The following is a 24,058-nucleotide window of genomic DNA, read 5'->3' as shown; positions in this document are numbered from 1 at the left end:
ACCTCTCGCGACCTTGAGGAGACCTGGCGGTGGCAAGCTCCCGCGATGAGGCCCGGCCTCAGTTCACCAGCGTCACGCCGGTGCGTGCGTACGAGAGCGTCGTGGCCCAGATCGAGAGCGCGGTCTTCGGCGGCCAGCTCGTGCCCGGCGACCGGCTGCCGTCCGAGCGCGACCTGATGGCCCAGTTCGGCGTCTCCCGAGGCACCGTCCGCGAGGCATTGCGGGTGCTCGAGAGCGGCGGCCTGATCCGGTCGCGGCCCGGCGATCCTGGGGGCGCCACCGTCCAGCCCAACTCCTCGGCGCGACTCGCGAAGGCGCTGACCACCTTCGTCAAGCTCGGCCAGATCGGCGTCGGCGAGCTGATCGAGTTCCGGATGGTCGTCGAGGGCAGCGCGGTCCGGCTGGCGGCCGAGCTGCACGACGACGCGTCCCTGGCGTCGGTCGAGGAGGCCTTCGCCGAGATGGAGCGAGCGGCCGAGGTCTCCTACGACGCGTTCTCCGCGGCCGACGTCGCCTTCCACCTCGCCGTCGCGTCCTGCTCCGGCAACTCGCTGTTCAGCGCCTGCAGCGAGTTCGCCCGCGACACCGTCCTCGAGCTGACCACCGAGAACCTCAGGGAGTCCGGCGACCCCTCGGAGCGGATCCAGGAGACGCTGCGCCGCCACGGCGCCTACCTCCAGGCCATCCGCGACCGGGACGGCCGGACCGCCGAGGCGCTGGCCCGCCAGGACCTGGTCGACTACTACGGGCCGCACCTCGCCCCGGAGGAGCGGGCTCGGATCGAGCTGCTGCTGCTCCCGGTCTCCTAGCGCCGGAGATCAGGCGGCCAGGGCCACCGAGCCGGGCAGCACGGTCGGCGCGCAGTCGCAGCTGTCGCTGCAGGCCAGGAAGGTGTGCACGGCGTGGCCGCACGCGGGGCACGGCAGGTCGTGGCTGAGGTGCTGGTGCTGGTGCCGGGTCTCCGGGGTGTTCAGGTCGTTCCACATGGCCGTGTCTCCTTCGTGCGCTCGCCTGCTTCTACGAGGACGACGAAGCAGAGCGTGCTGATACGACACAGCCGGCCCGGCGATCTTGCAGGAATCCGCGCGGAGATCTCAGCCGAGGGTGGCGAGCAGCGCGGCGACGCCCGCGCAGTTGAGCACGACGGTCAGCCACAGGACGGCGACGAAGGGCTGCTTGCGGGTCTTGTGGTGGAACAGGCGGCGACCGGCGAGGGCGCCGGGCCAGCCGCCGGCGAGGGCGACCAGGTGGAGCGTCGACTCGCGGGTGCGCCAGGTGCCGCGCCGGGCGGCGCGCTTGTCGGCGCCGTAGAGGGCGAGCGAGACCACGCTGAGGACGACGTACGACGCGGCGAGGGCGAGGAGCACGCAGCGAGGGTGTCAGGCCATCGCGAGCGCGGCCGAGCCGGGCAGCACCGTCGGCGCGCAGTCGCAGGTGTCGCTGCACGCCAGGTAGGTGTGTACGGCGTGCCCGCAGGCCAGGCACGGCAGGTCGTGGCTGAGGTGCTCGGTGCGGTCCATGGCCGGCCTCCTCTCGGCGGGGTTGGTGCCTGACCAGGATGACCCGGCCGGCGTACCGGACTCATCGGCCGTTCGGGCCCGAACCGAAGTGGTCCCGATGGGCCAGGAGCTGACCCGACCGGGCCAGGGTGTCAGCGGCCGCGCGGGCCGTAGACCGCGTCGGCCTTCTGGAACGCCGCCTCGCGAGCGGCCTTGGTGTTGCGCGCGGCCAGCAGGAAGGCCTGCTCGACCCGCTCCCGGGCGAAGGTACGGCGCGGCGAGGCGCTCCAGGTGTCGTTGAAGAGCCGCTTGGCGGCGGCCAGCGCGTCGGGGGACTTCTGCGCGAGCTCGTCGGCGAGGCGCAGGGCGCCGGCGAGCGGGTCGTTGTCGAGGCGGGTGACCAGGCCGAGCTCCTTCGCGCGGGAGCCGTCGAAGACCTCGGCGGTCATGGTGAGCAGCTTGGCCTGGTCGATGCCGACCAGCTCCTTGAGCGCCTGGATGCCGGACATGTCGGGGATCAGCCCCCACTTGCCCTCGAGCACCGACCACCGCGAGTCGGGGGTGGCGATCCGGAAGTCGGCGGCGAGCGCGATCTGCAGGCCTCCGCCGAGGCAGTGGCCGTGGACGGCGGCGATCACCGGCACCGGGATCCGTCGGAAGGCCCACGGCGCCTCCTGGAAGGTGTTGGTGCCGCGCAGCGGGCGCGGCACGAACGCCTTGGCGACCCCGGCCGGGTCACGCAGCACTGACGCGAAGTCGAGTCCCGCGCAGAACGCGTCGCCCTCGCCGCTGATCACCACGGCGCGCAGCGTCTTGTCGCGGCGCAGCGCGTGAGCGGTCGAGACCAGGTCGTCGAGGATGCCGAGCGTGAGCGCGTTGAGCTTGTCGGGACGGTCCAGCCGGACGCGGGCGATGCCGTCGGTGATGGTGCAGCTGACCTGACGCTCGCGGGTGCTCATGGCCCTGATGCTACCCGCAGGTAACCGGAGCCCGCGCGTCACCCGGACGGAGCGATACCTGCTGTCGGCACGCAGCTGGTGCGTGCCGAGAGCAGGTCACGTGCCACGACGCTCAGGCCGCCGTGACCATCTCCTTCTTGGCCGCCGCGCTCTCGAGCAGCCGCTGCATCACCCGGCGCTTGCGCTTGTCGGCCGTGGTCATGGCGTAGAGCAGCTTGAGCTGGGAGGGCAGGTTCTTCGCGTTGGTGGTGGCCAGCCAGCCGTTGGGGAAGGACAGCCGGACCACGCGGTGCCAGGCGCTGTAGACCTGCTGGGGGAGCGGGGCGGCGTGGTAGTTGAGGCCGTACTTCTCGAACACGGCCCGCACCTTCGGGGCCACCTCGGCGTACCTGCTGCTCGGGAGGTCGGGGAAGAGGTGGTGCTCGATCTGGTGGGAGAGGTTGCCGGTCATGATGTGCATCAGCTTGGAGCCGGAGATGTTGGCGGAGCCGAGCATCTGGCGCAGGTACCACTCGCCCCGGGTCTCCTTCTCCGGGATCGACTTCAGCTCGAAGGTCTCCACGCCCTCGGGGAAGTGGCCGCACATGATGACGGAGTGCGACCACAGGTTGCGCACCACGTTGGCGGTGAAGTTGGCGGCGAGGGCCGGCAGGAAGGAGCCGGTCGGCAGCGCCAGGGCCGGGTTGACGACGTAGTCCTTGGTGGCCTGCTTGCGGATCTTCCGCAGCGTCTTGGCGAGGTCGGTCTTGAACTTCTCGCTGCGCTTCTCCTTGGGGGTGCGCAGGTTGCGGCCCAGCTCGAGGTCGTAGGCCGCGATGCCGTACTCGAAGAAGCAGGCGTTGATGAAGTTCCACAGCGGCTGCGCGAGGTAGAGCGGGTACCACCGCTGCTCCTCGTCGACGCGCATGATGCCGTAGCCGAGGTCGTTGTCCTTGCCGACGATGTTGGTGTAGGTGTGGTGCACCTCGTTGTGGGAGTGCTTCCAGCCGTCGGCGGTCGAGGCGTTGTCCCACTCCCAGGTGGTGGAGTGGATCTTGGGGTCGCGCATCCAGTCCCACTGGCCGTGCATGACGTTGTGGCCGATCTCCATGTTCTCGAGGATCTTGGCCACCGACAGGCCGACGGTGCCGGCGATCCAGGCCGGCGGGAAGATGCTGACGAGCAGGGTCGCGCGGGAGGCGAGCTCCAGCTTGCGCTGGACGTCGACCATGCGCCGGATGTACGCCGCGTCCTTCTCGCCGCGGGCGTCGAGCACCTCTTGGCGGATCGCGTCGAGCTCGGCGCCGAGCGCCTCGATCTGCTCGGGGGAGAGGTGCGCGGTGGGGTTCTGGGCCTTGTTGGTGATCGTCGTCATCGTGGGGTCCTCGGCGTCTCTCGGGTCTCTCGGGTTCTCAGTGGTCGAAGGTGCAGTCGCCGGCGGCGGCGCTGATGCAGGTCTGGATCTTCACGCCGTCGGGGTGGGTCTCCCCGGGGACGGCGACGGTGAGCTCGCCGTTGCGCAGGTCGCGCACGGCACCGGACCTCATCGGCAGCACGCAGCCCATGCAGATGCCCATCCGGCAGCCGCTCGGCATCAGCACGCCGGCCGACTCGGCGGCGTCGAGGATCGGGACGCTGCCGTCGGTCTCGACGCTCGCGGCGGAGGCGCCGGCGAAGGTGAGCGTGCCGCCCTCGGCGGCCACGTCGACGACGGTCGGGCGGAAGCGCTCGGTGTGGAGGGTCAGCCGCTGCTCGTCGTAGTAGGCCTCGAGCGTGTCGAGGAGGCCCGCCGGGCCGCAGGCGTACGCCGTGCGCTCGGCCAGGTCGGGGACCTCGGTCTCGAGGTCGGCGGTGGTGAGCAGGCCGTCGGTGTCGGTGTGCCGCTCGATCAGGCGCAGTCGGCCGGCCTCGGCGTGGGCACGCAGCTCGTTGCCGAAGATCACCTCGTCGCGCTTCATGGCGGAGTGCACGAGCACGATGTCGTAGGCCGCGCGGGCCGCGTCGTGGGCGTCCTGGTTGCGCGAGTAGAGGTTGCGCAGCATGCCGATGACCGGGGTGATCCCGGAGCCGGCGGTGACCAGCAGCAGCTTCTGCCGGCGGCCCGCGACGGGCGGGGCCAGCACGAAGTCGCCCTCGGCCTGGGCGAGCTGGACCAGCTGGCCGGCGCGGGCGTCGCGGACGAGGTGCTGCGAGACGGCGCCGTCGGGGATCGCCTTGACGGTGATCGAGATGTGGCCGTCGCGGCGCGGGCCGTGGGTCAGCGAGTAGGTGCGCCACAGTCGCACGCCGTCGACGTCGACGCCGACCCGGACGTACTGCCCGGGGATGTGGCCGGCCCAGTCGCGACCGGGCTTGATCACCAGGGTGGCGGCGTCGGCGGTCTCCTTGCGCACCGAGACGATCCGGCCCTGGAGGCCGACGGCGGCGCCGGGGCGCAGTGGGGCGAAGTGGTCGAGCAGGTCGTCGACGCTCAAGGGCGTGACGGCGGCGTCGAGGAGCGAGCGGAGGCCGGTGCGGAGCCGTCCGGTCCGGGCGGCCGCGTCAGGGGCGGCGGTCGTCGTACTCACACGTCTAGAGTCCCAGCCAGGAACGCTAAACTCATGACCAGAGCCGGTGAATCTACTCCCCGGTTTTGTTCGACAGAGACAAAGAGGGGGCCGTGATGGCGCGTCGGGTGCTGCCTCAGGCCGGGACCGACGAGCGGGTGCTGCTGCCGCCGGCGACGGTCTCCGCGATCCGCGCCGAGCTCGCCGCCGTCGCCGACGACGTGGTCGACCAGATCATCCGCGACGTGCCGGCCTACGAGGACGCCTTCGGCGGCCCGATGGGCGAGACCATCCGCGGCGCGGTGCAGGTCGCGCTCGGCGGCTTCCTCTCCCTCACCAGCGACCGGCGCGGTCCGGACGCGCTCGCCCCGCGCGCCTCCGCGGTCGACGGCGCCTACCAGCTCGGCCGGGGCGAGGCGCGCAGCGGGCGCAGCACCGACGCGCTGCTCTCGGCGTTCCGGATCGGCGCCCGGGTGTGCTGGCAGCGGCTGTCCGCCCGCGCGGTCGAGGAGGGCATGGAGCCGGCCACGATGGCCTCCTTCGCGGCACTGGTCTTCGCCTACATCGACGAGCTGTCCGCGGCCTGCGTCGCCGGGCACCAGGACGAGACCGCCACCGAGGGCCGGGTCCGCCAGCGGATGATGGAGCGACTGGCCCGCCAGCTGCTGACCGGGGCCCCCGAGGCGAGCGTCCTGCTCGCCGCCGAGCGTGCGGAGTGGGTGCCGCCCGCGACCCTCACCGCGGTGATCGTCCCCGAGTCCCAGGCCGGGTCGCTCCAGCAGTCGCTGCGCCGCGGCACCATCCAGGCCAGCGACCTGCCGGAGCTCGACGGCGCCGCGCTGCTGCTCGTCCCCGACGCCCACGACCGCCGGCGCGCGCCCCTGCTGCGCTCGGTGCAGGGCCGCGACTGCGTGGTCGGTCCGCCGCGGCCGTGGCTGGAGGTGCGCTCGTCGTACGACCGGGCGCTGCGGGCCCGCGCCCTCGCCCTGACCGGCGACACCGAGCGCCACCTGCCCCGACTGGTGCTGACCGCCGATCCCCAGGCCCTGGCCGACCTGCGCGCGGTCGCCCTCGCCCCCCTCGACGAGCTGCGTCCCGCCGCCGCCGCCAAGCTGCGCGAGACGCTGCGCTCCTGGCTGCTGCACCAGGGTCGGCGCGACGACGTGGCCGCGGCGCTGTTCGTGCACCCCCAGACGATCAGGTACCGGATGAGCCAGATCCGTGAGCTCTACGGCGAGCGGTTGGAGGATCCCGATACGGTCCTAGCGCTGACCATCGCGCTAGGAGAGGGGTGAGCAGATGAGGCGTGCCGCCTCGGTCCTGGTCGTGGCCGCGCTCCTGCTCGCGGGCTGCTCCGATCCGCCGAAGTCCAAGCTCGACCGGTCGGGCGCGGTGCCCCGCGGGGCGTCGTACGTCGCCCTGGGCGACTCCTACGCGGCCGGGCCGCGGCTCGGCCCGAGCAGCGGGGCGGTCGGCTGCGAGCAGACCCAGGGCAACTACCCCCACCGGCTGGCCGAGCGGCTCGGTCTCGACCTGACCGACGTGACCTGCGGTGGCGCGACCACCGCCGACCTGGCCGGGTCCCAGACGCCGCCGAACGGTGAGCCGGTGCCGCCCCAGCTCGACGCGCTCGGTGCCGACACCGACCTGGTCACGATCGGGATCGGCGGCAACGACGGCAAGGTGTTCGCCGAGCTGATGACGACCTGCGTCGGCAAGGCGGTCGAGGACCGGGCCGGGGCGCCGTGCACGGCCGAAGGGGCGCCCTTCCGGGTCAAGGCCGAGCGCCATCTCGCCAAGCTGCCGGGCCGGATGGCCGACGTGCTCGCGGCGATCGCGGAGCGGGCGCCGAAGGCCCGGATCGTGGTGGTCGGCTATCCCGCGGCCTTCCCCGAGAGCGGAACGTGCGCGCTGCTGCCACTCGCCCGCGGCGACTATCCCTTCGCCCGTGACTACATCAGCCGGGTCAACGACGCCCTGGCCGCGGCGGCGGACCAGGCCGGGGCGACGTACGTCGACGTCTGGGCGGCGACCGACGGCCACGACATCTGCGCCACCGACCCCTGGATCGCCGGCCTGATCCCCGCGCAGCCCGCGCTGGAGTACCACCCCTACGCGCAGGAGCAGACGGTCGTCACCGACCTGCTGGTCGCGGAGCTGGCCTGACCTGCTGACCCGGGCCGAACCGGGTACGGCCCCGTCATGGGCGACACGGTGGGTCTGGTCTACCTGATCGCGGGTGCCAGCCTGCTGGTGGCGATCGTGCTGCCCGCGCTCCTCGACCGGTGGGCCGTGTCCGCGCCGATGGTGCTGGTCGCGGTCGGCATCGGGCTCGGCCGCACCCCGCTCGTCGACGGGCTGGCCGTCGACCCGGTCCGGCACCGCGCCCTGGTCGAGCACGTCGCCGGGCTCGCGGTGCTGGTGGCGCTGATGGGGGTCGGACTGGCGCTGGACCGACCGCTGCGGCTGGGCCGGTGGGCGTCGTGGCGGAGCTGGTCGTCGACCTGGCGGATGCTCGGGATCGCGATGCCGCTGAGCATCGCGGGCGTCACGCTGCTGGGCCTGGCGACCGGTCTCGGCCTCGCCACCGCGCTGCTCCTCGGCGCCGTGCTCGCGCCCACCGACCCGGTCCTCGCCTCCGACGTGCAGGTCGCCGGTCCGCAGACCGACCCGCAGCACCCGGACCAGCTCGACGAGCCCGACGAGCTGCGGTTCGCCCTCACCAGCGAGGCCGGGCTCAACGACGGCCTCGCCTTCCCGTTCGTGCACGCCGCCGTGCTGCTGGCCGGAGCCGGGGCGGCCGGGGTGGGCGGCGTCGACTGGGTGACCTGGGTGGGCTGGTACGCCGTCGGCAAGGTCGTGCTGGGCGTCGCGGTCGGCATCGCGGTCGGCCGGGGCCTGGCGCGGGTGGCGTTCCGCGCGCAGAGCCGCTCGCTGCGGGTCGCCGAGCGGGGCGAGGCGCTCACCTCGCTGGCCGCCCTGCTGACGGCGTACGGCCTTGCGGAGCTGGTGGGCGGCTACGGCTTCCTCGGCGTGTTCGCGTGCGCGATGACCTTCCGGTCGGCCGAGCGGTCCCACGACTACCACGTGGCCCTGCACGAGGTGACCGAGCGCCTCGAGCGGCTGCTGACCCTGCTCCTGCTGCTCGTGCTCGGGATCGCGCTCAGCCGCGGGCTGCTCGACCACCTCGACCGGCGGGGCCTGGTCATCGGGCTCGGCCTGATCCTGGTCGTGCGGCCACTCGCGGGCCTGGTCGCCCTCGCCGGCTCGGGATCTCGCCTGGACCGGCCGCAGCGGGCGGCGGTGGCCTTCTTCGGCGTCCGCGGGATCGGCTCGGTCTACTACCTGGCCTTCGCGCTCGGGGCGGCGCCGGGCCTGGCCGCGGACGGACTGTGGTCGACGGTCGCGTTCACCGTCGTGGCCTCCGTCGTGGTCCACGGCGCCCTGGCCACGCCGGTGATGCGCTGGGTCGGCAGCGAGCGCTCCGCCGTGCCCTGACCAGCACCGAGCCGGCCCGTCGAGGACGGACCGGCTCGGTGGGGGCGAACGGGGTCAGGCCTGCAGCGCCTGGATCGCCTCGTGGATCGCGAGCGTGCGCTCGGCGGACTCGACGTGGAGGCTCTCCACCATCTTGCCGTTGTAGGTGACCACGCCGGAGCCCTTCCCGTCCTCCCAGGCCTGGATCAGCCCGCGGGCGTCCGCGACGGCCTGCTCGCTGGGGGCGAAGCCGGTGTTGGCGCCCTCGACCTGGCCGGGGTGGATCAGGGTCTTGCCGTCGAAGCCCATCTGGCGGCCCTGCTCGACCTCGGCGAGGAAGCCGTCGAGGTTCTTCACGTCGTTGTAGACGCCGTCGATGACCACGATGCCGGCGGCGCGGGCCGCGAGCAGCGCCAGGCCGAGGCCGGTGATCACCGGCTGGCGGCCGGGGACGTGCTCGGCGTACAGCTCCTTGACGAGGTCGTTGGTGCCCATCACGAAGCCGGTGAGCCGGTCGGAGGCCTGCGCGATGGAGAGCGCGTTGAGCATGCCGATCGGCGTCTCGACCATCGCCCACAGCGTGGTCTTCGCCGGAGCGCCGGCGGCCTCGAGGGCCGCGACGAGCTGCTTCACCTCGTCGGCGGAGTTCACCTTGGGGACGAGGACGACGTCCGGGCCGGCCGCGGCCGCCGCCTTGATGTCGTCGTCGTGCCACTCGGTGCCGATGCCGTTGACCCGGATGACGAGGTGGCGCCCGCCGTACTCACCGGAGCGGACGGCGGCCGCGGCGGACTCGCGGGCGGCCGGCTTCGCGTCGGGCGCGACGGCGTCCTCGAGGTCGAAGATGATCGCGTCGGCGGGCAGCGTCTTGGCCTTCTCCAGCGCCCGCTCGTTGGAGCTGGGCATGTAGAGGACCGAGCGCAGGGGCTTGAAGTCGGTCATGTCAGTTCACCTCGATGGCGTCGTAGCGGGCCTTCAGGTCGGGGTCGATCGCGGCGAGCTGCTCGGCCAGCGCGACCATCACCTTGCACTGCTTCACCGAGGCGTCGTCCTCCATCTTGCCGTCGAGCATCACCGCACCGGTGCCGTCGCCCATGGCGGCGATGACCCGGCGGGCATGGGCGACGTCCTCGACGCTCGGGCTGAACACCTGGTTGGCGATCTTGATCTGCACCGGGTGCAGCGACCAGGCGCCCACGCAGCCGAGGAGGAAGGCGTTGCGGAACTGGTCCTCGCACGCGACCGTGTCCTTGATGTCGCCGAAGGGCCCGTAGTACGGGAAGATCCCGTGGGTCGCGCAGGCGTCGACCATCCGCGCGATCGTGTAGTGCCACAGGTCCTGCTGGTACGTCGTGCGGGGGCCGTCGTAGAGCGGCACGCCGTCGTCGCCGCGCTCGGGGTCCTGCCGGACCAGGTAGCCGGGGTGCCCGCCGCCGACGCGGGTGGTCTTCATCCGGCGGTCGGCGGCCAGGTCGGCCGGGCCGAGCGAGAGCCCCTGCATCCGCGGCGACGCGGCGCAGATCTCCTCGATGTTGGCCACACCGCGTGCGGTCTCGAGGATCGCGTGCACCTGCAGCGGCCTGGTCAGGCCGGCCTTCGCCTCGAGCTGGGCGAGCAGGCGGTCGACGTAGTGGATGTCCTCGGCGCCCTGCACCTTCGGGACCATGATCACGTCGAGCTTGTCGCCGATGGCGGGCACCAGCGTGGTCAGGTCGTCGAGCACCCAGGGCGAGTCGAGCGAGTTGATCCGGGTCCAGAACTGGGTGGGGCCGAAGTCGACCTCCTGCCCGATCTTGACCAGGCCGGCGCGGGCGATCTCCTTGTTCTCGGCCTTGACGGCGTCCTCCAGGTTGCCCAGCAGCACGTCGACCGAGCCGACCATGTCCGGGATCTTGGCGGCCATCTTCTCGTTGCCGGGGTCGAAGAAGTGGATCGCGCGGCTGGGCCGGGCGGGGATCTCGCGCAGCGGGTCCGGGGCACCCACGGCGAGCGGTCGGAAGAAGTCCTTGGCGCTCTTGTGACTCACGTTTCGACAACCTACCGGCGAGTCATGCTGTCCGGGTATGACGGATGTCTCGCGAGATGCCGGGCCCCGGCGCGGGCGAGCCTGGTGGAGCACGGTGCTGGCGGTGGTCGTGCTGCACGCCGTCGGCCTGGGGATCATGGTCGCCTGGGAGGGGCGCTACTTCGGCCGGCTCGACGAGCTCTGTCCGTGGTACGACGACGAGGGCACCATGGCCGCGCCGCGATCACTGCAGGGGCGCCTGGTCTGCGGTGACTCGGGGGTCTCGGGGACCTACTGGCTGCTGGTGGTGGGCGCGGTCGCCGTCGCGCTCCTCGCCGCCCTGGCGCTGTGGCTGTGCCGGCGTACGACGCTGGCGGTGATGGCGGTGCTGCTCGCGGCGTTGGTGCCGGCCGGGCTGGCCGAGACCTCGCTGCGGCTGGACGGCAGCTGCTCGAAGGCGCAGTGGAAGGAGTACGGCGACGCGGGCTGTCAGCGGGACCGTGAGCTGCGGTGAGCCTCAGCGCCGTCGTCGACGCCGACGCCACCAGCGCCGCCGCGGCTCCGGTTGGGGCGGCGCCGGGGCGGCCCGGCGCCGGGCGGCGCGCCGCTCGTGCCAGGCGGCGAGGGTCGCGTCGACGTCACGAGGCAGGGTGATCAGCGGCGGACCGTCGACGGGGGTGTAGCGGGCCCGCAGCACCCGCGCGTTGAAGTCCTCGACGAACGCCCGCGCCTCGCGCTCCGAGACCAGGGCGTCGAGGGCGGCGTCGAGCTCGGCGTCGTCCTTGCGCAGCTGGAGGGCCGGCGGCAGCACGGTGATCCGCTCGCGCTCCACCAGCCGCCTGACCCACCAGTCCGGGTCGTGGGCGCTGCCGAGGTCGGGGATCGGCTTCCCGGCGCCGGGCAGGTCGTCGAACTCGCCGCGCTCCATCGCCTGGCGGACCTGGAGGTCGACCCAGGTCTGCTGCTGCTCGATCCGGGCGCGGGCGGCCCGGGCGGCTGCCTGGGCGGGCTGGCCGGGCGGGCCGGGCGGGCCGGGCGGGCCGGGCTGGTCCGGACCCGGCTCGGGCGGGTCCGCGCGGGTGTCCGCGCTCGGCTCCGGCCGGGAGTCCGGCTGCTCCTCCATGCCTCCACTATGCCGCCTCGACCAGGGCCGGCGAGGCTTGTGGGCGGCGCCGGATCGGGCGCATGGTGGAGTCATGCACGCGCGCGTGGGTGACCGGCTGGTGGTGGAGGCGCACACCGACTCGACGCATCGGCGCGAGGCGGAGGTGCTGGAGGTGCGCGGGGAGGACGGCGCGCCGCCGTACCTGGTCCGCTGGGACGACGGCCACGAGTCCCTGGCCTTCCCCGGCCCCGACGCCCACGTCGTACCCGCTCGATCCTGACCCGCCACGGGTGCGTGGTCGGCGGGCCGGTCGGGTTGGGGCGCTGTAACACGTTGTTCGCGGCTCTACCGTGCCCGAGACGTCGCTCGAGCCCGTCCGTGCGGGTCCGGAACAGCGGATACACGTCGGGGAGTGCGGCGGACTACGTGTTACAGCGCCCGGCGCCCGCTGTAACACGTCGTTCGCGGCTCTACCGTGCCCGAGACGTCGCTCGAGTCCGTCCGTGCGGGTCCGGAACAGCGGATACACGTCGGGGAGTGCGGCGGACTACGTGTTACAGCGCCCGGCGCCCGCTGTAACACGTCGTTCGCGGCTCTACCGTGCCCGAGACGTCGCTCGAGTCCGTCCGTGCGGGTCCGCAACAGCAGATAGGGGTCGGAGAGCGCGGCGAACTACGTGTTACAGCGCCCCCCACCCGCCCGCAGGAAGTCCGCGACCAACGGCGCGAGCGTGTCGGCGCTGGTGACGAGGCCGAGGTGGCCGTCGGGGTAGACGTGCAGCCGCGCGTGCGGCAGCAGGGCGCGCATGATCCGCGCGTTGACGAGCGGGATGATCGGGTCGTCGTCACCCGCGAGGATCAGCGTCGGCTGCCGGATCAGAGGCAGCGCCGGGAGGCTGGACCAGCCGGCGCCGGCGAGCAGCTGCAGCAGGTATCCGCGGCGGGAGCCGACCCGGGACCGGTCGTGCATGAGCCGGCGTACGTCGTCGGGCCGCTCGCGCATCCGCCCGCCGTACAGCTCGGCGGCGACCTGCACGGCGTAGTCGGCGTCCCGGTAGCGCTGGGGGGTCACCATCTTGCGCAGCACCCGCGGCGGTGCGGGGACCATGAGCGAGCCGGTGGCGGTGCTGACCAGGACCAGGCGCCGGCAGCGGCGCGGCTGCTGGAAGGCGAGCTGCTGGGCGAGCCCGCCGCCCCAGGAGATGCCGAGGATGTCGTACTCGTCGTACCCGAGCCGCGTCATCAGCGCGCCGACGCCGAGCGCGAGCAGGGGGAAGGTGTAGGGCAGCCGGGGGTCGGGGGAGCCGCCGACGCCGGGTACGTCGAAGCGGACCACCCCGATCCGCGGGTCGAGCGCGTCGACGAACGGCTCGAGCAGGTCGAGGCTGGCGCCGATGCCGTTGCACAGCAGCAGCGGCGGCCCGGGCTCCGTGCCGGGGCGGACGGCGACGCGGACCGAGTGCCCGAGGACGGTGAGCTGACGCAGCTGCGACATCGGCGTCCTCACTTGTCGAAGACGTAGGTGCCGGGCGCGTCGGCCAGCGGCTGCAGGCGGGTCGAGCCGAGCTCCTTCGGCGCGGGCACCAGTGCACCGGTGCGCTCGTCGAGCCAAACCGACACGTCGTTCCACCACGAGCCCTGGTGGGTTGCGGCGCCGCTGAGCCAGGCCTTCGGGTCGGAGCCGTGCTCGTCGTTGGTGTGGAAGGTGGCCTTGGGGTTGCCCGGCGGGTTCACCAGCGCGGCGATGTGGCCGCTGGTCGACAGGATGAACCGAGTCCTCCCGCCGAACAGCTGGGTCGTGCGGTAGCAGTTCTCCCACGGGGTGATGTGGTCGGCGATGCCCGCGACGACATAGCTGTCGACGGTGACCTTGCCGAGGTCGATCGGCTGGCCGAGGACGCTGAGCGCACCGGCGCGGGTGAGCTGGTTCTCGATCGCGAGGTCCACGAAGTCGGCGTGCAGGCCCGCGGCCATCCGGGTGGTGTCGGCGTTCCAGAACAGGATGTCGAAGGCCGGCGGCTTCTTGCCGAGCAGGTAGTTGTTGACCCAGTAGTTCCAGATCAGGTCGCTGGGCCGCAGCCACGCGAACACCTCGGCCAGCGAGCGGCCGTCGAGGAAGCCCTTCTGCGCCGAGCGGGCCTTGGCCAGCGCGGCCAGCCGCGGGTCGCTGAGGGCGGTGACGGTGCCGGCGTCGTGGTTGTCGATCACGGTCACGGCGAGCACGACCCCGGCGAGGCGGTCCTGGCGGCCGATGCCCGCGAGGTACGCCGCGGCGATGCTCGCGAGGATGCCGCCCGAGCAGATGCCGGCGAGGACGGTCCGCGCGCTGCCGGTGATCTCCTCGACAGCGTCCAGGGCCTCGAGGATCGAGCCGACGTAGGTGTCGAAGTCCCAGCCGGCGTGGCGGGGGTCCGGGTTGCGCCACGAGATGACGAACATCTGGCGGTTGTTCTGCGTGCTGAACTCGACCAGGCTCCGGCCCGGAGACAGGTCGATCGCGTAGAACTTGTTGATCGTCGGCGGGACGATCAGCACCGGCACCTCGTGCACCTCGTCGCACTGGGGCACGTACTGGATGAGCTCCAGCACCTCGTTGCGGAAGACCACCGCGCCCGGGGTGGCGGCGATGTTCTCGCCGACGACGAACCCGGAGGTGTCGACCATCTCGGGCACGCGCGGCGCGGACGCGAGATCCTTGACCAGCTGGGTGCCGCCGCGCACCAGGCTCAGCCCGGCCGTATCGATGACGGCCTTCGCCGAGGCCGGGTTCACCAGCGGGACATTGCTCGGTGCCAGCGCCTCGACCAGGTTCTCGACGAGGAAGCGGACCCGCTTGCGGTCGCGCGGGTCGAGATCCGCGTCGGCGACCAGCTGGTCGACGGTGCTCCCGCTCGCGAGGTAGACCTGCACCAGCCGCCGCAACAGCGGGTTCTCGGTCCAGGCGGGGTCGGCGAAGCGGCGGTCGCCGCGGCGCGGGGCGAGGTCCGACGTACCGACGACGACCTTGGCGGTCTCGCCGGCCAGCGCCCCCAGCCGGCGCGCGGTCGTCCGGGGGCGGCGGGCGAGGGACACCGCCCACCGGGCGGTGGACAGGTCGGGGACGAAGCGGCGGACCGGGCCGAGGGCGGCGTCGACGAGGAGGACGTCGAGGGGAGCGGCGGCGTCGGCCAGGCGGGTGGTGGTCGAGGTGCTCATGACTCCACTGTCGGCCTCGGGGACGGCGTCGCGCTTCGGCCGCGGGCATCGAGATTCCCGGCGATCGTGTGTGCGCCCGCACAACGCATCTCCTAGTCTCGGTCGTGTGAGTCGGCCCGACGTGAACCCCGAGGTGCGCAAGCTCAGCGCGCGGCTGCTGCCGGAGTCCGGCCTGCTCGGGGTCGCGATGGCCGCGCGGATCCGGTCCGAGATCCCCTTCTACGACGCCGGCGACACGGTCAGCCACGACGAGCTGGTCGCGTCGTGCACGGTCAACACCCGCTACATCCTCGGCAACCTCGCCGGCGAGGTCGCCGCGACCGAGACGCCGACCGAGACCGGCACCACCCGCGCCGAGCAGAGCGTGCCGTACGCCGTCGTGCTGCAGGCGTTCCGGGTCGGCTCCCGGTTCATCTGGGAGGTGCTCGTCGAGCGGGCCGACCCCGAGGACCGCGACCTGCTGCTGCTCGCGGCCGCCGACATCTGGGCGGTCAGCGACCAGCTCGCCGCCGACGTCACCGACGCCTACCGCCGCGCGATGGCCGACCGGGCCCGCCGCGACGGGCAGATGCGGGCGGTGCTCGTCGGCTCCCTGCTCGACGGGGACGCCGACGCGACGGCGTACGTCGGGGAGACGGCCGGCATGCTCGACCTCGGCCGCGCGACGGAGTACGTCGTGGTCTCGGCCGAGTCGCCGACGCCCGGCGAGGAGGGACTGCCCGACGTCGAGCGGGCCCTGCGCCGCGCCAACGTCCGCTCCGCCTGGCGGCTGGACCACGACCACCAGGAGGGCGTGGTCGCGCTGCGGTTCGGGTTCGGCGCCGACCACCTGGTCGAGCTGCTCGGCGGGCTCGCCCGCGCCCGGGTCGGGATCAGCAGCGTCGTCGGCCGGCTCGACGACATCCAGGAGGCGCGGCGGCAGGCACGGGTGGCCTGCGCCGCCGTCTCGCCGGGAGCGGCGGTGGTCGGGCAGTTCGGGGCCGACCCGCTCGCCGTACTGCTGGCGGGAAGCCCGGACCAGGCCCGGGTGCTCGTGGACGCCGTCCTCGCGCCGGTGCTCGCCCTGCCGCCCGACGACCGGGACGTGGTCTTCGCGACCGCCCGGGCCTGGCTCGCCGCCGGCGGCTCCACCTCCACGGCCGCCCGCGAGCTGCACGTGCATCGCAACACGGTGCGCTACCGAATCCGCCGGCTCGAGGAGATCACCGGCCGCGACCTGGCCCGCCCCGTCGACGCGGCCGAGCTGTACGTGGCGCTGGAGTGCGTGCGGATCCTCGGGCTGGGATAGTCCCTGCCCAAAAGCACCGTGACAGGCTGGTTCTCGGTGCTTTTGGGCAGGGACTATCGCGGGGTCAGGCCAGCGCGAAGTAGCGCAGGTAGACGTAGAGCCAGGCGACCACGAGGGTCATCAGGGTCACCACCACGCCGTAGCGGGTGAACTGCCAGAAGCTGATCGGCTCGCCCGACTTCGCGGCGATGCCGAGGACGACGACATTCGCGCCGGCGGCCACGGCGGTGGCATTGCCGCCGAGGTCGGCGCCGAACACGAACGCCCACCACAGCGGGCTGTCCGCGCCGGAGGTCGCGGTCGAGGCCACCATCTCCTCGACGATCGGCACGGTCGCCGTCGTGTAGGGGATGTTGTCGACGAACGCGCCGACCACGCCGGAGCCGAACAGCAGCGCGGTGGCCGCGAGCAGCTCGCGGTCGCCCATCGCCTCGGCCGCGAGCTCGCTGATCCGGCCGATGACGCCGACCTGGACGAGCGAGCCGACGAGAACGAAGAGCGCCATGAAGAAGGCGAGGGTGCCCCACTCGACCTCCTCGAGGAACTCCTCGGGCTCGGTGCGCGACACCAGCACCGTCGCGCCCGCGCCCAACATCGCGACCAGGGACGGGTCCAGGTGCAGCACGGTGTGCAGGCTGAACGCGACCATCACCAGGCCGAGCACCACCAGGCAGCGCACCAGCATCCGGTGGTTGGTGATCGCGTCGCGCGGGCGCAGGTCGCCGAGGACGTCGCCCACGTCGACGGTCTCGCCGAAGTACCGGCGGAACAGCCAGCGCGCCATCACCACGAACAGCACCAGCAGGATCACGGTGAGCGGGAGCGAGTGGACCAGGAAGTCGTCGAAGCTGAGGCCGGCGCGGCTGCCGATGATGATGTTCGGCGGGTCGCCGATGAGGGTCGCCGTCCCGCCGATGTTGGAGGCCAGGATCAGCGAGATCAGGTACGGCGCCGTGGGCAGCCCGAGCTGGCGACACACCGAGATGGTGACCGGCGCGACGAGCAGCACGCAGGTGACGTTGTCGAGGATCGGGGCGACGACCGCGCTGATCAGGACGAGCAGCACGAGCAGCCGGTAGGGATGCCCGCCGGACTTCAGCGCGGCCCACAGCGCGAGGAACTCGAACAGGCCGGTCTGCTTGAGCACGCCGACGATCACCATCATCCCGAACAGCAGGAAGATGACATTCCAGTCGATGCCGGTCTCGTGGTCGAAGAACGCCGACTGGGCGTCGACCAGGCCGATCACCGCCATCGCCGCGACCCCGCCGAGCGCCGCCGCGACCCGGTGGACGCGCTCGGTCGCGATCAGGGCGTAGGCGACGATGAAGACGGAGAGGGCGGCGGACGTGAGGATCACGCCGCACCCCACCGGACCGGCTCGAGGCTGGCGTACCAGCCGGCCAGCCGGCCGTACCTGCTCACCGACAGCAGCCGGTCCTCGACCTCGCCGACCCGGTCGCGGGCGGCGACGGCGAGCACCTGGTCACCCGTCCGTAGGACCGTCCGGCCGCTCGGGACCAGGACCTCGCGGCCGCGGGTGACCAGCGCGACGGCCGCGCCGGCGGGCAGGCGGAGCTCGTCGACCTCGACCCCGGCCAGCGCCGACTCGGGCTCGACCTCGAAGCGCAGCAGGACCGCGTCGAGCCGGTCCAGGCTCGCGAACCCGATCGACACCTTGTGCACGAAGCTGCCCTTCTCCGCCCACCGCGGCTGCCTCCCACGCCCGATCGCCAGGCCGATCGCGAAGCCGACCGCCGCGGCGAGCATGCCGACCGCGACGGCCAGCTCCAGCTCAGCCGCGCCCACGCGCGCCCCCCGCCGGGTCGGCCGACGGGTCGGCCGACGGGGAGACGATGAGGTGCTCGACCGCGACCACGCGCACCGACAGCAGGTCGCCGCCGATGCGATCCAGACCCGCGGTGGGATCCTCGGCGAGCTGGGCGAGCTCGCGCCGGCGTACCACCTCCTCGACCGCGGGTACGACGATCGCGAACGCCACCCGCTCCAGCTCGGCCGCGGAGGTCCGTCCGGACGCGTCGACGTCGGCCTCGAGGAGCAGACGGAGGTCCGCGCCGTCGGCCGTGCGGCTGCGGACGGTGAGGGGGACGACCAGCGTCGGAGGCATGGCACCAGCCAAGTCGGCGGGCGCGCGCGGCGGTATGGGGGCCAGCCCCCATTTCCTGGCGCGGCCGCGTGCGCGAGGGTGGGGGTGTGCGGCTCGCCAACACGTCCCTGTACTGGAAGGTCTGCCTGACCAACGCGGCCGTGCTGTGCGCGGGCGCGGTGGTGCTCATGCTGTCCCCGGCGAGCGTGTCGCGGCGGGTGCTGGTCTCGGAGGCGGTGGTGCTCGTGGTCGGCATCGGCCTGGTGCTGGCGCTCACGGCGGTGCTGCTCCGGGCCGCGCTCTCGCCCGTGGACCGGGTGATCCGCGAGATGGCGACGGTGCGACTCGGCGGGGAGGGCCGGCGGCTGGAGGTGCGCACCTCCGGCGACGGGCCGGGCGCGCAGCTGGTCCGCAGCTACCACGCGATGCTGGACCGGCTGGAGGAGGAGCGGCGGGCCAGCGACGCCCAGGCGATCGCCGCGCAGGAGGCCGAGCGGCACCGGATCGCGCGCGAGCTGCACGACCAGGTCGGCCAGGACCTCACCGTCGTGCTGCTCGGGCTCAAGCAGCTCGAGGACCGCGTGCCCGCCGAGCTGCGGCCCGAGCTCGCGCTGCTGCGGGAGAGCGCTCGCACCGGCCTCGACGACGTACGACGGGTGGCGCGCGAGCTGCGCCCAGGCGTCCTCGAGGACCTGGGCCTGCAGCCCGCGCTGGCCGCGCTCGCCACCGACGTCGCGGCGCTCGGCGGGCCGGTGGTCCGGCGTACCTTCGCGCCGGGGCTGCCGGCCCTCGGCCGCGACGGAGAGGTGGTCGTCTACCGGGTCGCGCAGGAGGCGCTGACCAATGTGGTCCGCCACGCCGGCGCCACCCGGGTCGACCTCTCCCTGCTCCGGGTCGGCGGCGACCTGGTGCTCGAGGTGGCCGACGACGGCTCCGGGCTCGACGGTGCGGCCTGGGGGACCGGGCTGCAGGGCATGCGCGACCGGTCCGCCCTGGTCGGCGGTGCGCTGAGCGTCGACTCCAGCCCGTCGGGGACGACGGTGCGGCTGCGGGTGCCGGTGGTGGGCCGGTGATCCGGGTCCTGCTCGCCGACGACCACGCCCTGGTCCGGCGCGGCGTCCGGCTGATCCTCGAGCAGCAGCCCGACATCGAGGTGGTCGCCGAGGCGGCCGACGGTGCCGAGGTCCTCGCGCTGCTGCGGGAGGTCGAGGTCGATCTGGTCGTGCTCGACATCGCGATGCCGACGATGACCGGGCTGCAGGCCGCGCGCGAGATCGCCCGTCGTCGTACGCCACCGCGGATCCTGATGCTGTCGATGCACGACAACGAGCAGTACTTCTTCTCCGCGCTCAAGCTCGGGGCGTCGGGCTACGTGCTGAAGTCGGTGGTCGACGAGGACCTGGTCGCCGCGGTCCGGGCCGCGGTCCGGGGGGAGGCGTTCGTCTACCCCGGCGCGATGGGCGCGCTGGTGCGCGACTACCTCGACCGGCTGGCGCGCGGCGAGCGGGTGCCGGCGACGGTGCTCACGCCGCGGGAGGACGAGGTGCTCAAGCTGATCGCGGAGGGACGGTCCTCCAGGGAGATCGCCGGGATCTTGTCGATCAGCGTGAAGACGGTCGAGAAGCACCGCTCCCACATCCTGGCCCGGCTCGGGATGAGCGACCGGACGCAGTTGACGCGGTATGCGATCCGGGCGGGTCTGGTGGAGCCGTGAGCGATAGTCCCTGCCCAAAAGCACCGATTCGTCGAGCATTTCGTTGCTTTTGGGCAGGGACTATCTCGGCGGGGCGGGACATCGGTCATCCACAGGCCTCTGGATCATGGGGGTTGTCCACAGGTGGCAGTGCTGTAGCCCGCGGACGACGTACGGCGGACGCATCGTGGCCGCATGGAGGAGACGCGACCCGGGTTGGTCCGTCCGGTTCATCTGGATCCGACCGGACGGGCCGGGCCGACGCGTGGTCAGGCGCGGAACCCCAAGAGGTGGAGGCGCTCGAGCTTCGGCTTCTATGTTCCGGCGTGGGTGGACGCAGACGACGTCGAGCAGCGGATCCTGGAAGCCTCGGTCGTGCTGCGTCCGTTCCAGGCGGTGACGGGATGGGCGGCGCTTCGCTGGCTCGGGGCGACCTGGTTCTCCGGAGTCGATGCCAGAGGCGAGCGTCGGCCGGTCGATCTGTTGATCAGCACCCACGACATCGACCCGCAACCGGGCTTCGTGGTGTGCGGCGAGGGCACCAGCCAGGGCAACATGAGGTGGGTCGACGGGGTCCGGGTCACGGTCCCCGCCTGGTCGGTCGCCTTCATGATGCGCTATGCCCCCGGCCTGCACGAGGCCGTCGAGGCGCTGGACATGGCGGCCTACTCGGACCTCGCCTCCATCGCCGAGGTCGCCGAGGTGGTCGGGCACCAGTCCTCGTGGACGGGTGTGCCGCAGGCGCGGGAGGCGATCGCGCTCGGTGACGAGAATGCCTGGTCGCCTCGCGAAGTCCGACTCCGCCTGCTGTGGGCAGCCGCGGTCGAGGGCGTCCGCCTCTCGAGCAACCTGCCGCTCTTCGACCGCGCGGGCCGGCACCTCGGCACCCCTGACGTCGTCGACGCAGCGGCCGGCGTCGCCGCCGACTACGACGGTGTGGCGCACCTCGGTCGAGAGCAGCGCCGAAGCGATCGCACCCGGGACGAACTGTTCGCCACGCACGGCATCGAGATGGTGCGGTGGCTGTCCGGCGATCGGCCCGGTGACTTCCTGGCGCGCCTGCACCGCGCCTATGCCCGCGCCGCTCGTCGTACCGGACCGCGGACGTGGTCAGCGGTCGCGCCGCCCGACTGGGTCTCGACGACCACCGTCGCTGCGCGGCGCGCGCTGACCGACCAGCAGCGGGCTCGGCTCCTCCGGTATCGCACCGCCTGACCGGGTCACGTGACTCGTCGCGATAGTCCCTGCCCAAAAGCACGGAAAACGCTGGTCGCACGGTGCTTTTGAGCAGGGACTATCGCAATGGCAGCATCACAGGGGAACGTCGGCGCGCCGAGGATCACACCACGGCGTCCCGGCGGGGGCGCGGGAGAACTGCTCGTCGTAGAGCCGCTTGTAGAGGCCGCCGGCCAGCATCAGCTCGTCGTGCGACCCCTGCTCGACCAGGTGGCCGTCCTCGAGGCCGAAGATGACGTCGGCCGAGCGGATCGTGGAGAGCCGGTGGGCGATGGCGATGGTGGTGCGGGAGCGGGTGGCGCGCTCGAGGGCCTCCTGGACCAGCCGCTCGGTCTCGTTGTCGAGGGCGGAGGTCGCCTCGTCGAGGATCAGGATCCGGGGGTCCTTGAGCAGCACCCGGGCGATCGCGAGGCGCTGCTTCTCGCCGCCGGACAGGCGGTAGCCACGCTCGCCGGTGATCGTCTCGTAGCCCTCGGGGAAGCTCATGATCCGGTCGTGGATGTTGGCGTCGCGCGCCGCCTGCACGATCTCCTCCGAGCTCGCGCCGGGCCGGGCGTAGGCGATGTTGTCGCGGATGGTGCCGTGGAAGAGGTAGGGCTCCTGGGTCACCATCCCGACCGCGTCGGCGAGCGAGGAGAGGGTCAAGTCGCGGACGTCGTGGCCGTCGATGAGGACCGCTCCCTCGGTGACGTCGTAGAACCGCGGGACGAGATAGGTCGCCGTGGTCTTGCCGCTGCCCGAGGGACCCACGATCGCGGCGAGCTGGCCCGGCTCGACGACCAGCGACACGTCGTCGAGGGCCCAGCCCGGGCCGGTGGGCCGCTCCACGGCGTCGTCGTCCTCGATCCGGATCCCGGTCTCGCCGAAGCGGTCGCGGTTGACGGTGCCCGACAGCGAGCGCGGCTCGGGATAGCGGAACCGGACGCCGCGCAGCTCGACCCGGCCCTGCAGCTCGTCGGGGTCGAGGGCGATCGCGCCGGGCCGCTCGGTGATCGCGGGCTCGAGGTCGAGGTACTCGAAGATCCGGCGGAACAGCGCCATCGAGGTCTGCACGTCGAGGGTGACCCGCATCAGCTGCAGCAGCGGCATCTGCAGCCGGCTCTGCAGCGTGGTGAACGCGACCAGGGTGCCGGCGGTGAGGGTGTCGGCGCCGACGGGGACGTGTCCGGTGATGATCCAGCCGGCGACCAGGTAGATGAGCGCGGGGGTGATCGCGAAGAAGGTCTGCACCATCGCGAAGAAGGTGCGCCCGGTCATCGCCTGCTCGACCTGCAGCCGGGTCTGGCGCCGGTTGGCCTCGCGGTAGCGCTCCACCTCGGACTCGGCGCGGTTGAACACCTTCGCGAGCAGGATCCCGCTCACCGACAGCGCCTCCTCGGTGATCGCCGTCATCTCCGAGAGCGACTCCTGGGTGCGCCGCGCCAGCCGCTGCCGCGCCCGGCCGACCCGGAACTGCAGCCCCACGAACAGCGGCATCAGGAACAGCGTGAGCAGGGTGAGCTGCCACGACAGCACGATCATCGAGACGAACGCCGCGGCGACCGTGACCGAGTTCTGTACGATCGTGGTGGCGGTGTCGGTCAGCACGGTGCGTACGCCGGCCACGTCGTTGGCCAGCCGGGACTGGATCGCGCCGGTCTTGGTGGCGGTGAAGAACGCCAGCTCCATCTTCTGCAGGTGTTCGAAGAGGTCGCCGCGCAGGTCGGCCATCGCGGAGTTCCCGACCGTGGAGGTCAGCCACATCTGCACGATGCCGATCAGCGCCGCCACGATGGGGATCGCGCACATGCCCGCGATCAGCCAGGCCAGCAGGTGCAGGCGGGGCCCGCCGCCGTCGAGCGGGAAGAGCGCGTCGTCGAACACCGCCCGGGTCAGGAAGGGCACCATCGCCTGCAGCGCCGCCGCGGCCAGCACGGCGACCAGGACCAGCGCGATCTTGCCGCGGTAGGGCCGCAGCAGGTGGGCGATGCGCGGCAGCACCGGCTCGCGCTGGCGCAGGTCGGCCGACGTCAGGTGGGTCACCACGGGACTGGGGCGCGGCATCAGGCGTCCCGCCCCGCCCAGCCGGCGCCCCAGCGGCCGCGGTGGGCCACCTCGTGCCACGGCGTGCGGCGCCGCCGGCTCGCCGAGCCTCGCGCGCCCGTCGCCGGCGGGGCAGGGTGGCCGACCGTGATCGCCCCGATGGGGTGGGGCGCCTCCTCGGCGGCGGTGTCGACCAGGCCGAGGACCTGCTTCACCGCGTCGACCCGGCCCGGGACCAGGCCGAAGAAGCAGGCGCCGAGGCCCGCGTCGGTCACCGACTGCAGCAGCAGCAGCGAGGCCATCGCGGTGTCGAGGTGCCAGTAGGGCATCGCCCAGCGCTCCGCGTCGTGGTCGCCCAGCCCGGCCCGCCGCTTGTCGGGCTCCGCGTAGCGGTCGAGGTAGGCGGCCCGCCGGCTGCACGGCACGATCACCACCGGCGCGCTCATCATCCCGGCCAGCCAGCGGTCGGGCGCCTCGGTCTCGGCCTGGGCGGCCCAGAAGCCGCGGACGGTCTCGGGGGTGTCGAGCACCACGAACGCCCAGCCCTGGGAGAAGCCGGCGCTCGGCGCCCGGGTGGCGTGGTCGAGCGCCCGCTCCACCACCGCCGGGTCGACGGGGGCCGAGGTGTAGGCGCGCGTCATCCGGCGGCGGCGTACGACCTCGGAGAACTCCACGGCGCCAGCCTAGGGCCGCACCCCGACGGAACCTGAGGTAGCCGGGTCGCCCGGATAAGGCAGTTGTCCGATGTGGGGGCCTACCTCAGAGGACGAGTCTCTACGTCATGAGCAGCAACTACTACCTCACCGCAGAGTACGAGTACCGCCGCCAGCAGGCGGCCCGCGGGATGGCCGCCAGCCGGGCGGGGCGCAGCCGCACCTCCTGGCTGCGGCGGATCGCCGCGACCGACCCCAGCGTGGAGCGCCGCTCGCGCTGAGCAGCCGCCCACCG

The 24,058-nt window shown here is 72.7% G+C and carries 27 protein-coding genes; 11 read left to right on the top strand and 16 right to left on the bottom strand.

Translation table 11 applies throughout. From position 1 onward, the window contains the following. Positions 1 to 80 precede the first annotated feature (80 nt). A complete protein-coding gene (locus JOD66_RS29025; protein ID WP_204836521.1) occupies positions 81 to 809 on the top strand; it encodes a FadR/GntR family transcriptional regulator in 729 nt (242 codons plus the stop codon). Between the two features lie 9 nt (positions 810 to 818). Here the strand turns inward: JOD66_RS29025 and JOD66_RS08860 are convergent, their stop codons facing one another. From JOD66_RS08860 to JOD66_RS08835, 6 genes are all read right to left on the bottom strand, one after another. Continuing rightward, a complete protein-coding gene (locus JOD66_RS08860) occupies positions 819 to 986 on the bottom strand; it encodes a hypothetical protein (RefSeq protein ID WP_204836520.1) in 168 nt (55 codons plus the stop codon). 108 nt (positions 987 to 1,094) lie between these two features. Then, entirely contained in the window at positions 1,095 to 1,367 is a 273-nt protein-coding gene (locus JOD66_RS28265; protein ID WP_204836519.1) for a DUF1294 domain-containing protein, read from the bottom strand. Between the two features lie 12 nt (positions 1,368 to 1,379). Then, positions 1,380 to 1,520: a hypothetical protein gene (locus JOD66_RS08850; protein ID WP_204836518.1), complete on the bottom strand. Its 141-nt coding sequence runs from the start codon at positions 1,518 to 1,520 to the stop codon at positions 1,380 to 1,382. A gap of 131 nt (positions 1,521 to 1,651) precedes the next feature. Next, positions 1,652 to 2,458 (bottom strand): crotonase/enoyl-CoA hydratase family protein, encoded by an 807-nt coding sequence (locus tag JOD66_RS08845; RefSeq protein WP_204836517.1) that lies wholly within the window; start codon positions 2,456 to 2,458, stop codon positions 1,652 to 1,654. Positions 2,459 to 2,570: 112 nt separating this feature from the next. Next, complete coding sequence (locus JOD66_RS08840) at positions 2,571 to 3,812, bottom strand: fatty acid desaturase family protein (protein WP_204836516.1); 1,242 nt, start codon at positions 3,810 to 3,812, stop codon at positions 2,571 to 2,573. Between the two features lie 37 nt (positions 3,813 to 3,849). Next, positions 3,850 to 5,004 (bottom strand): ferredoxin reductase, encoded by a 1,155-nt coding sequence (locus tag JOD66_RS08835; RefSeq protein ID WP_204836515.1) that lies wholly within the window; start codon positions 5,002 to 5,004, stop codon positions 3,850 to 3,852. A 95-nt stretch (positions 5,005 to 5,099) separates the two neighbouring features. Between JOD66_RS08835 and JOD66_RS08830 the strand changes: the two genes are divergently transcribed. From JOD66_RS08830 to JOD66_RS08820, 3 genes are read left to right on the top strand one after another with little or no spacing between them, the layout of a single operon-like run. Next, positions 5,100 to 6,278 carry a PucR family transcriptional regulator gene (locus JOD66_RS08830; RefSeq protein WP_204836514.1) on the top strand — a complete coding sequence of 393 codons (1,179 nt, stop codon included), beginning with the start codon at positions 5,100 to 5,102 and terminating at the stop codon, positions 6,276 to 6,278. A gap of 4 nt (positions 6,279 to 6,282) precedes the next feature. Then, complete coding sequence (locus JOD66_RS08825; RefSeq protein WP_204836513.1) at positions 6,283 to 7,149, top strand: SGNH/GDSL hydrolase family protein; 867 nt, start codon at positions 6,283 to 6,285, stop codon at positions 7,147 to 7,149. Positions 7,150 to 7,185: 36 nt separating this feature from the next. Further along, positions 7,186 to 8,481, top strand: a complete 1,296-nt coding sequence (locus JOD66_RS08820) for a cation:proton antiporter domain-containing protein (RefSeq protein WP_204836512.1) — start codon at positions 7,186 to 7,188, stop codon at positions 8,479 to 8,481. A gap of 54 nt (positions 8,482 to 8,535) precedes the next feature. On the opposite strand, the gene JOD66_RS08815 is transcribed toward JOD66_RS08820, so the two are convergent. Together JOD66_RS08815 and JOD66_RS08810 are read right to left on the bottom strand one after the other, a co-directional pair. Beyond that, positions 8,536 to 9,402 (bottom strand): HpcH/HpaI aldolase/citrate lyase family protein, encoded by an 867-nt coding sequence (locus JOD66_RS08815; protein ID WP_204836511.1) that lies wholly within the window; start codon positions 9,400 to 9,402, stop codon positions 8,536 to 8,538. 1 nt (position 9,403) lies between these two features. Continuing rightward, on the bottom strand, positions 9,404 to 10,486 hold the full coding sequence (locus JOD66_RS08810; RefSeq protein WP_307823401.1) for an HpcH/HpaI aldolase/citrate lyase family protein: 1,083 nt from the start codon (positions 10,484 to 10,486) through the stop codon (positions 9,404 to 9,406). 37 nt (positions 10,487 to 10,523) lie between these two features. On the opposite strand from JOD66_RS08810, the gene JOD66_RS08805 reads away from it, so the two are divergent. After that, on the top strand, positions 10,524 to 10,979 hold the full coding sequence (locus JOD66_RS08805) for a hypothetical protein (RefSeq protein ID WP_205126606.1): 456 nt from the start codon (positions 10,524 to 10,526) through the stop codon (positions 10,977 to 10,979). A 3-nt stretch (positions 10,980 to 10,982) separates the two neighbouring features. Here JOD66_RS08805 and JOD66_RS08800 read toward each other — a convergent pair whose 3' ends face one another. Next, positions 10,983 to 11,588, bottom strand: a complete 606-nt coding sequence (locus JOD66_RS08800; RefSeq protein WP_204836509.1) for a DnaJ family domain-containing protein — start codon at positions 11,586 to 11,588, stop codon at positions 10,983 to 10,985. A 73-nt stretch (positions 11,589 to 11,661) separates the two neighbouring features. On the opposite strand from JOD66_RS08800, the gene JOD66_RS08795 reads away from it, so the two are divergent. Further along, positions 11,662 to 11,850, top strand: coding sequence for a DUF1918 domain-containing protein (locus tag JOD66_RS08795; protein ID WP_204836508.1), 189 nt, complete (start codon positions 11,662 to 11,664; stop codon positions 11,848 to 11,850). Between the two features lie 392 nt (positions 11,851 to 12,242). Here JOD66_RS08795 and phaZ read toward each other — a convergent pair whose 3' ends face one another. Together phaZ and JOD66_RS08785 are read right to left on the bottom strand one after the other, a co-directional pair. Beyond that, the gene (gene phaZ / locus JOD66_RS08790) at positions 12,243 to 13,064 is read right to left on the bottom strand and encodes a poly(3-hydroxyalkanoate) depolymerase (protein ID WP_204836507.1); all 822 of its coding nucleotides are present in this window, start codon (positions 13,062 to 13,064) and stop codon (positions 12,243 to 12,245) included. 8 nt (positions 13,065 to 13,072) lie between these two features. Further along, on the bottom strand, positions 13,073 to 14,764 hold the full coding sequence (locus tag JOD66_RS08785; RefSeq protein ID WP_204836506.1) for a PHA/PHB synthase family protein: 1,692 nt from the start codon (positions 14,762 to 14,764) through the stop codon (positions 13,073 to 13,075). A gap of 106 nt (positions 14,765 to 14,870) precedes the next feature. On the opposite strand from JOD66_RS08785, the gene JOD66_RS29425 reads away from it, so the two are divergent. Further along, on the top strand, positions 14,871 to 16,052 hold the full coding sequence (locus JOD66_RS29425) for a PucR family transcriptional regulator (protein WP_204836505.1): 1,182 nt from the start codon (positions 14,871 to 14,873) through the stop codon (positions 16,050 to 16,052). Between the two features lie 64 nt (positions 16,053 to 16,116). Here the strand turns inward: JOD66_RS29425 and JOD66_RS08775 are convergent, their stop codons facing one another. The 3 genes from JOD66_RS08775 to JOD66_RS08765 are packed head-to-tail and all read right to left on the bottom strand — an operon-like array spanning position 16,117 to position 18,180. After that, positions 16,117 to 17,412, bottom strand: coding sequence for an ArsB/NhaD family transporter (locus JOD66_RS08775; protein WP_307823400.1), 1,296 nt, complete (start codon positions 17,410 to 17,412; stop codon positions 16,117 to 16,119). Continuing rightward, on the bottom strand, positions 17,409 to 17,861 hold the full coding sequence (locus tag JOD66_RS08770) for a TrkA C-terminal domain-containing protein (RefSeq protein ID WP_204836504.1): 453 nt from the start codon (positions 17,859 to 17,861) through the stop codon (positions 17,409 to 17,411). Before JOD66_RS08770 ends, JOD66_RS08775 begins: the two co-directional genes overlap by 4 nt. After that, positions 17,848 to 18,180 carry a hypothetical protein gene (locus JOD66_RS08765; RefSeq protein WP_204836503.1) on the bottom strand — a complete coding sequence of 111 codons (333 nt, stop codon included), beginning with the start codon at positions 18,178 to 18,180 and terminating at the stop codon, positions 17,848 to 17,850. Before JOD66_RS08765 ends, JOD66_RS08770 begins: the two co-directional genes overlap by 14 nt. An 86-nt stretch (positions 18,181 to 18,266) precedes the next feature. Between JOD66_RS08765 and JOD66_RS08760 the strand changes: the two genes are divergently transcribed. From JOD66_RS08760 to JOD66_RS08750, 3 genes are all read left to right on the top strand, one after another. Further along, the gene (locus JOD66_RS08760) at positions 18,267 to 19,232 is read left to right on the top strand and encodes a sensor histidine kinase (RefSeq protein WP_307823398.1); all 966 of its coding nucleotides are present in this window, start codon (positions 18,267 to 18,269) and stop codon (positions 19,230 to 19,232) included. Then, positions 19,229 to 19,873 (top strand): response regulator, encoded by a 645-nt coding sequence (locus JOD66_RS08755; RefSeq protein ID WP_204836502.1) that lies wholly within the window; start codon positions 19,229 to 19,231, stop codon positions 19,871 to 19,873. Before JOD66_RS08760 ends, JOD66_RS08755 begins: the two co-directional genes overlap by 4 nt. 174 nt (positions 19,874 to 20,047) lie before the next feature. Further along, on the top strand, positions 20,048 to 21,067 hold the full coding sequence (locus tag JOD66_RS08750) for a hypothetical protein (protein ID WP_204836501.1): 1,020 nt from the start codon (positions 20,048 to 20,050) through the stop codon (positions 21,065 to 21,067). 96 nt (positions 21,068 to 21,163) lie between these two features. On the opposite strand, the gene JOD66_RS08745 is transcribed toward JOD66_RS08750, so the two are convergent. After that, positions 21,164 to 23,110, bottom strand: a complete 1,947-nt coding sequence (locus JOD66_RS08745; protein ID WP_307823397.1) for an ABC transporter ATP-binding protein — start codon at positions 23,108 to 23,110, stop codon at positions 21,164 to 21,166. A 20-nt stretch (positions 23,111 to 23,130) separates the two neighbouring features. Then, positions 23,131 to 23,784 (bottom strand): nitroreductase family protein, encoded by a 654-nt coding sequence (locus JOD66_RS08740; protein WP_204836499.1) that lies wholly within the window; start codon positions 23,782 to 23,784, stop codon positions 23,131 to 23,133. Positions 23,785 to 23,891: 107 nt separating this feature from the next. On the opposite strand from JOD66_RS08740, the gene JOD66_RS08735 reads away from it, so the two are divergent. Beyond that, positions 23,892 to 24,044, top strand: coding sequence for a hypothetical protein (locus tag JOD66_RS08735; protein WP_204836498.1), 153 nt, complete (start codon positions 23,892 to 23,894; stop codon positions 24,042 to 24,044). Positions 24,045 to 24,058: the final 14 nt, after the last annotated feature.

This window comes from Nocardioides nitrophenolicus (assembly GCF_016907515.1).
Taxonomy (GTDB): domain Bacteria; phylum Actinomycetota; class Actinomycetes; order Propionibacteriales; family Nocardioidaceae; genus Nocardioides; species Nocardioides nitrophenolicus.
The sequence above is the reverse complement of the archived record's forward strand: the minus strand, read 5'-3'. Positions and strand labels throughout refer to the sequence as shown.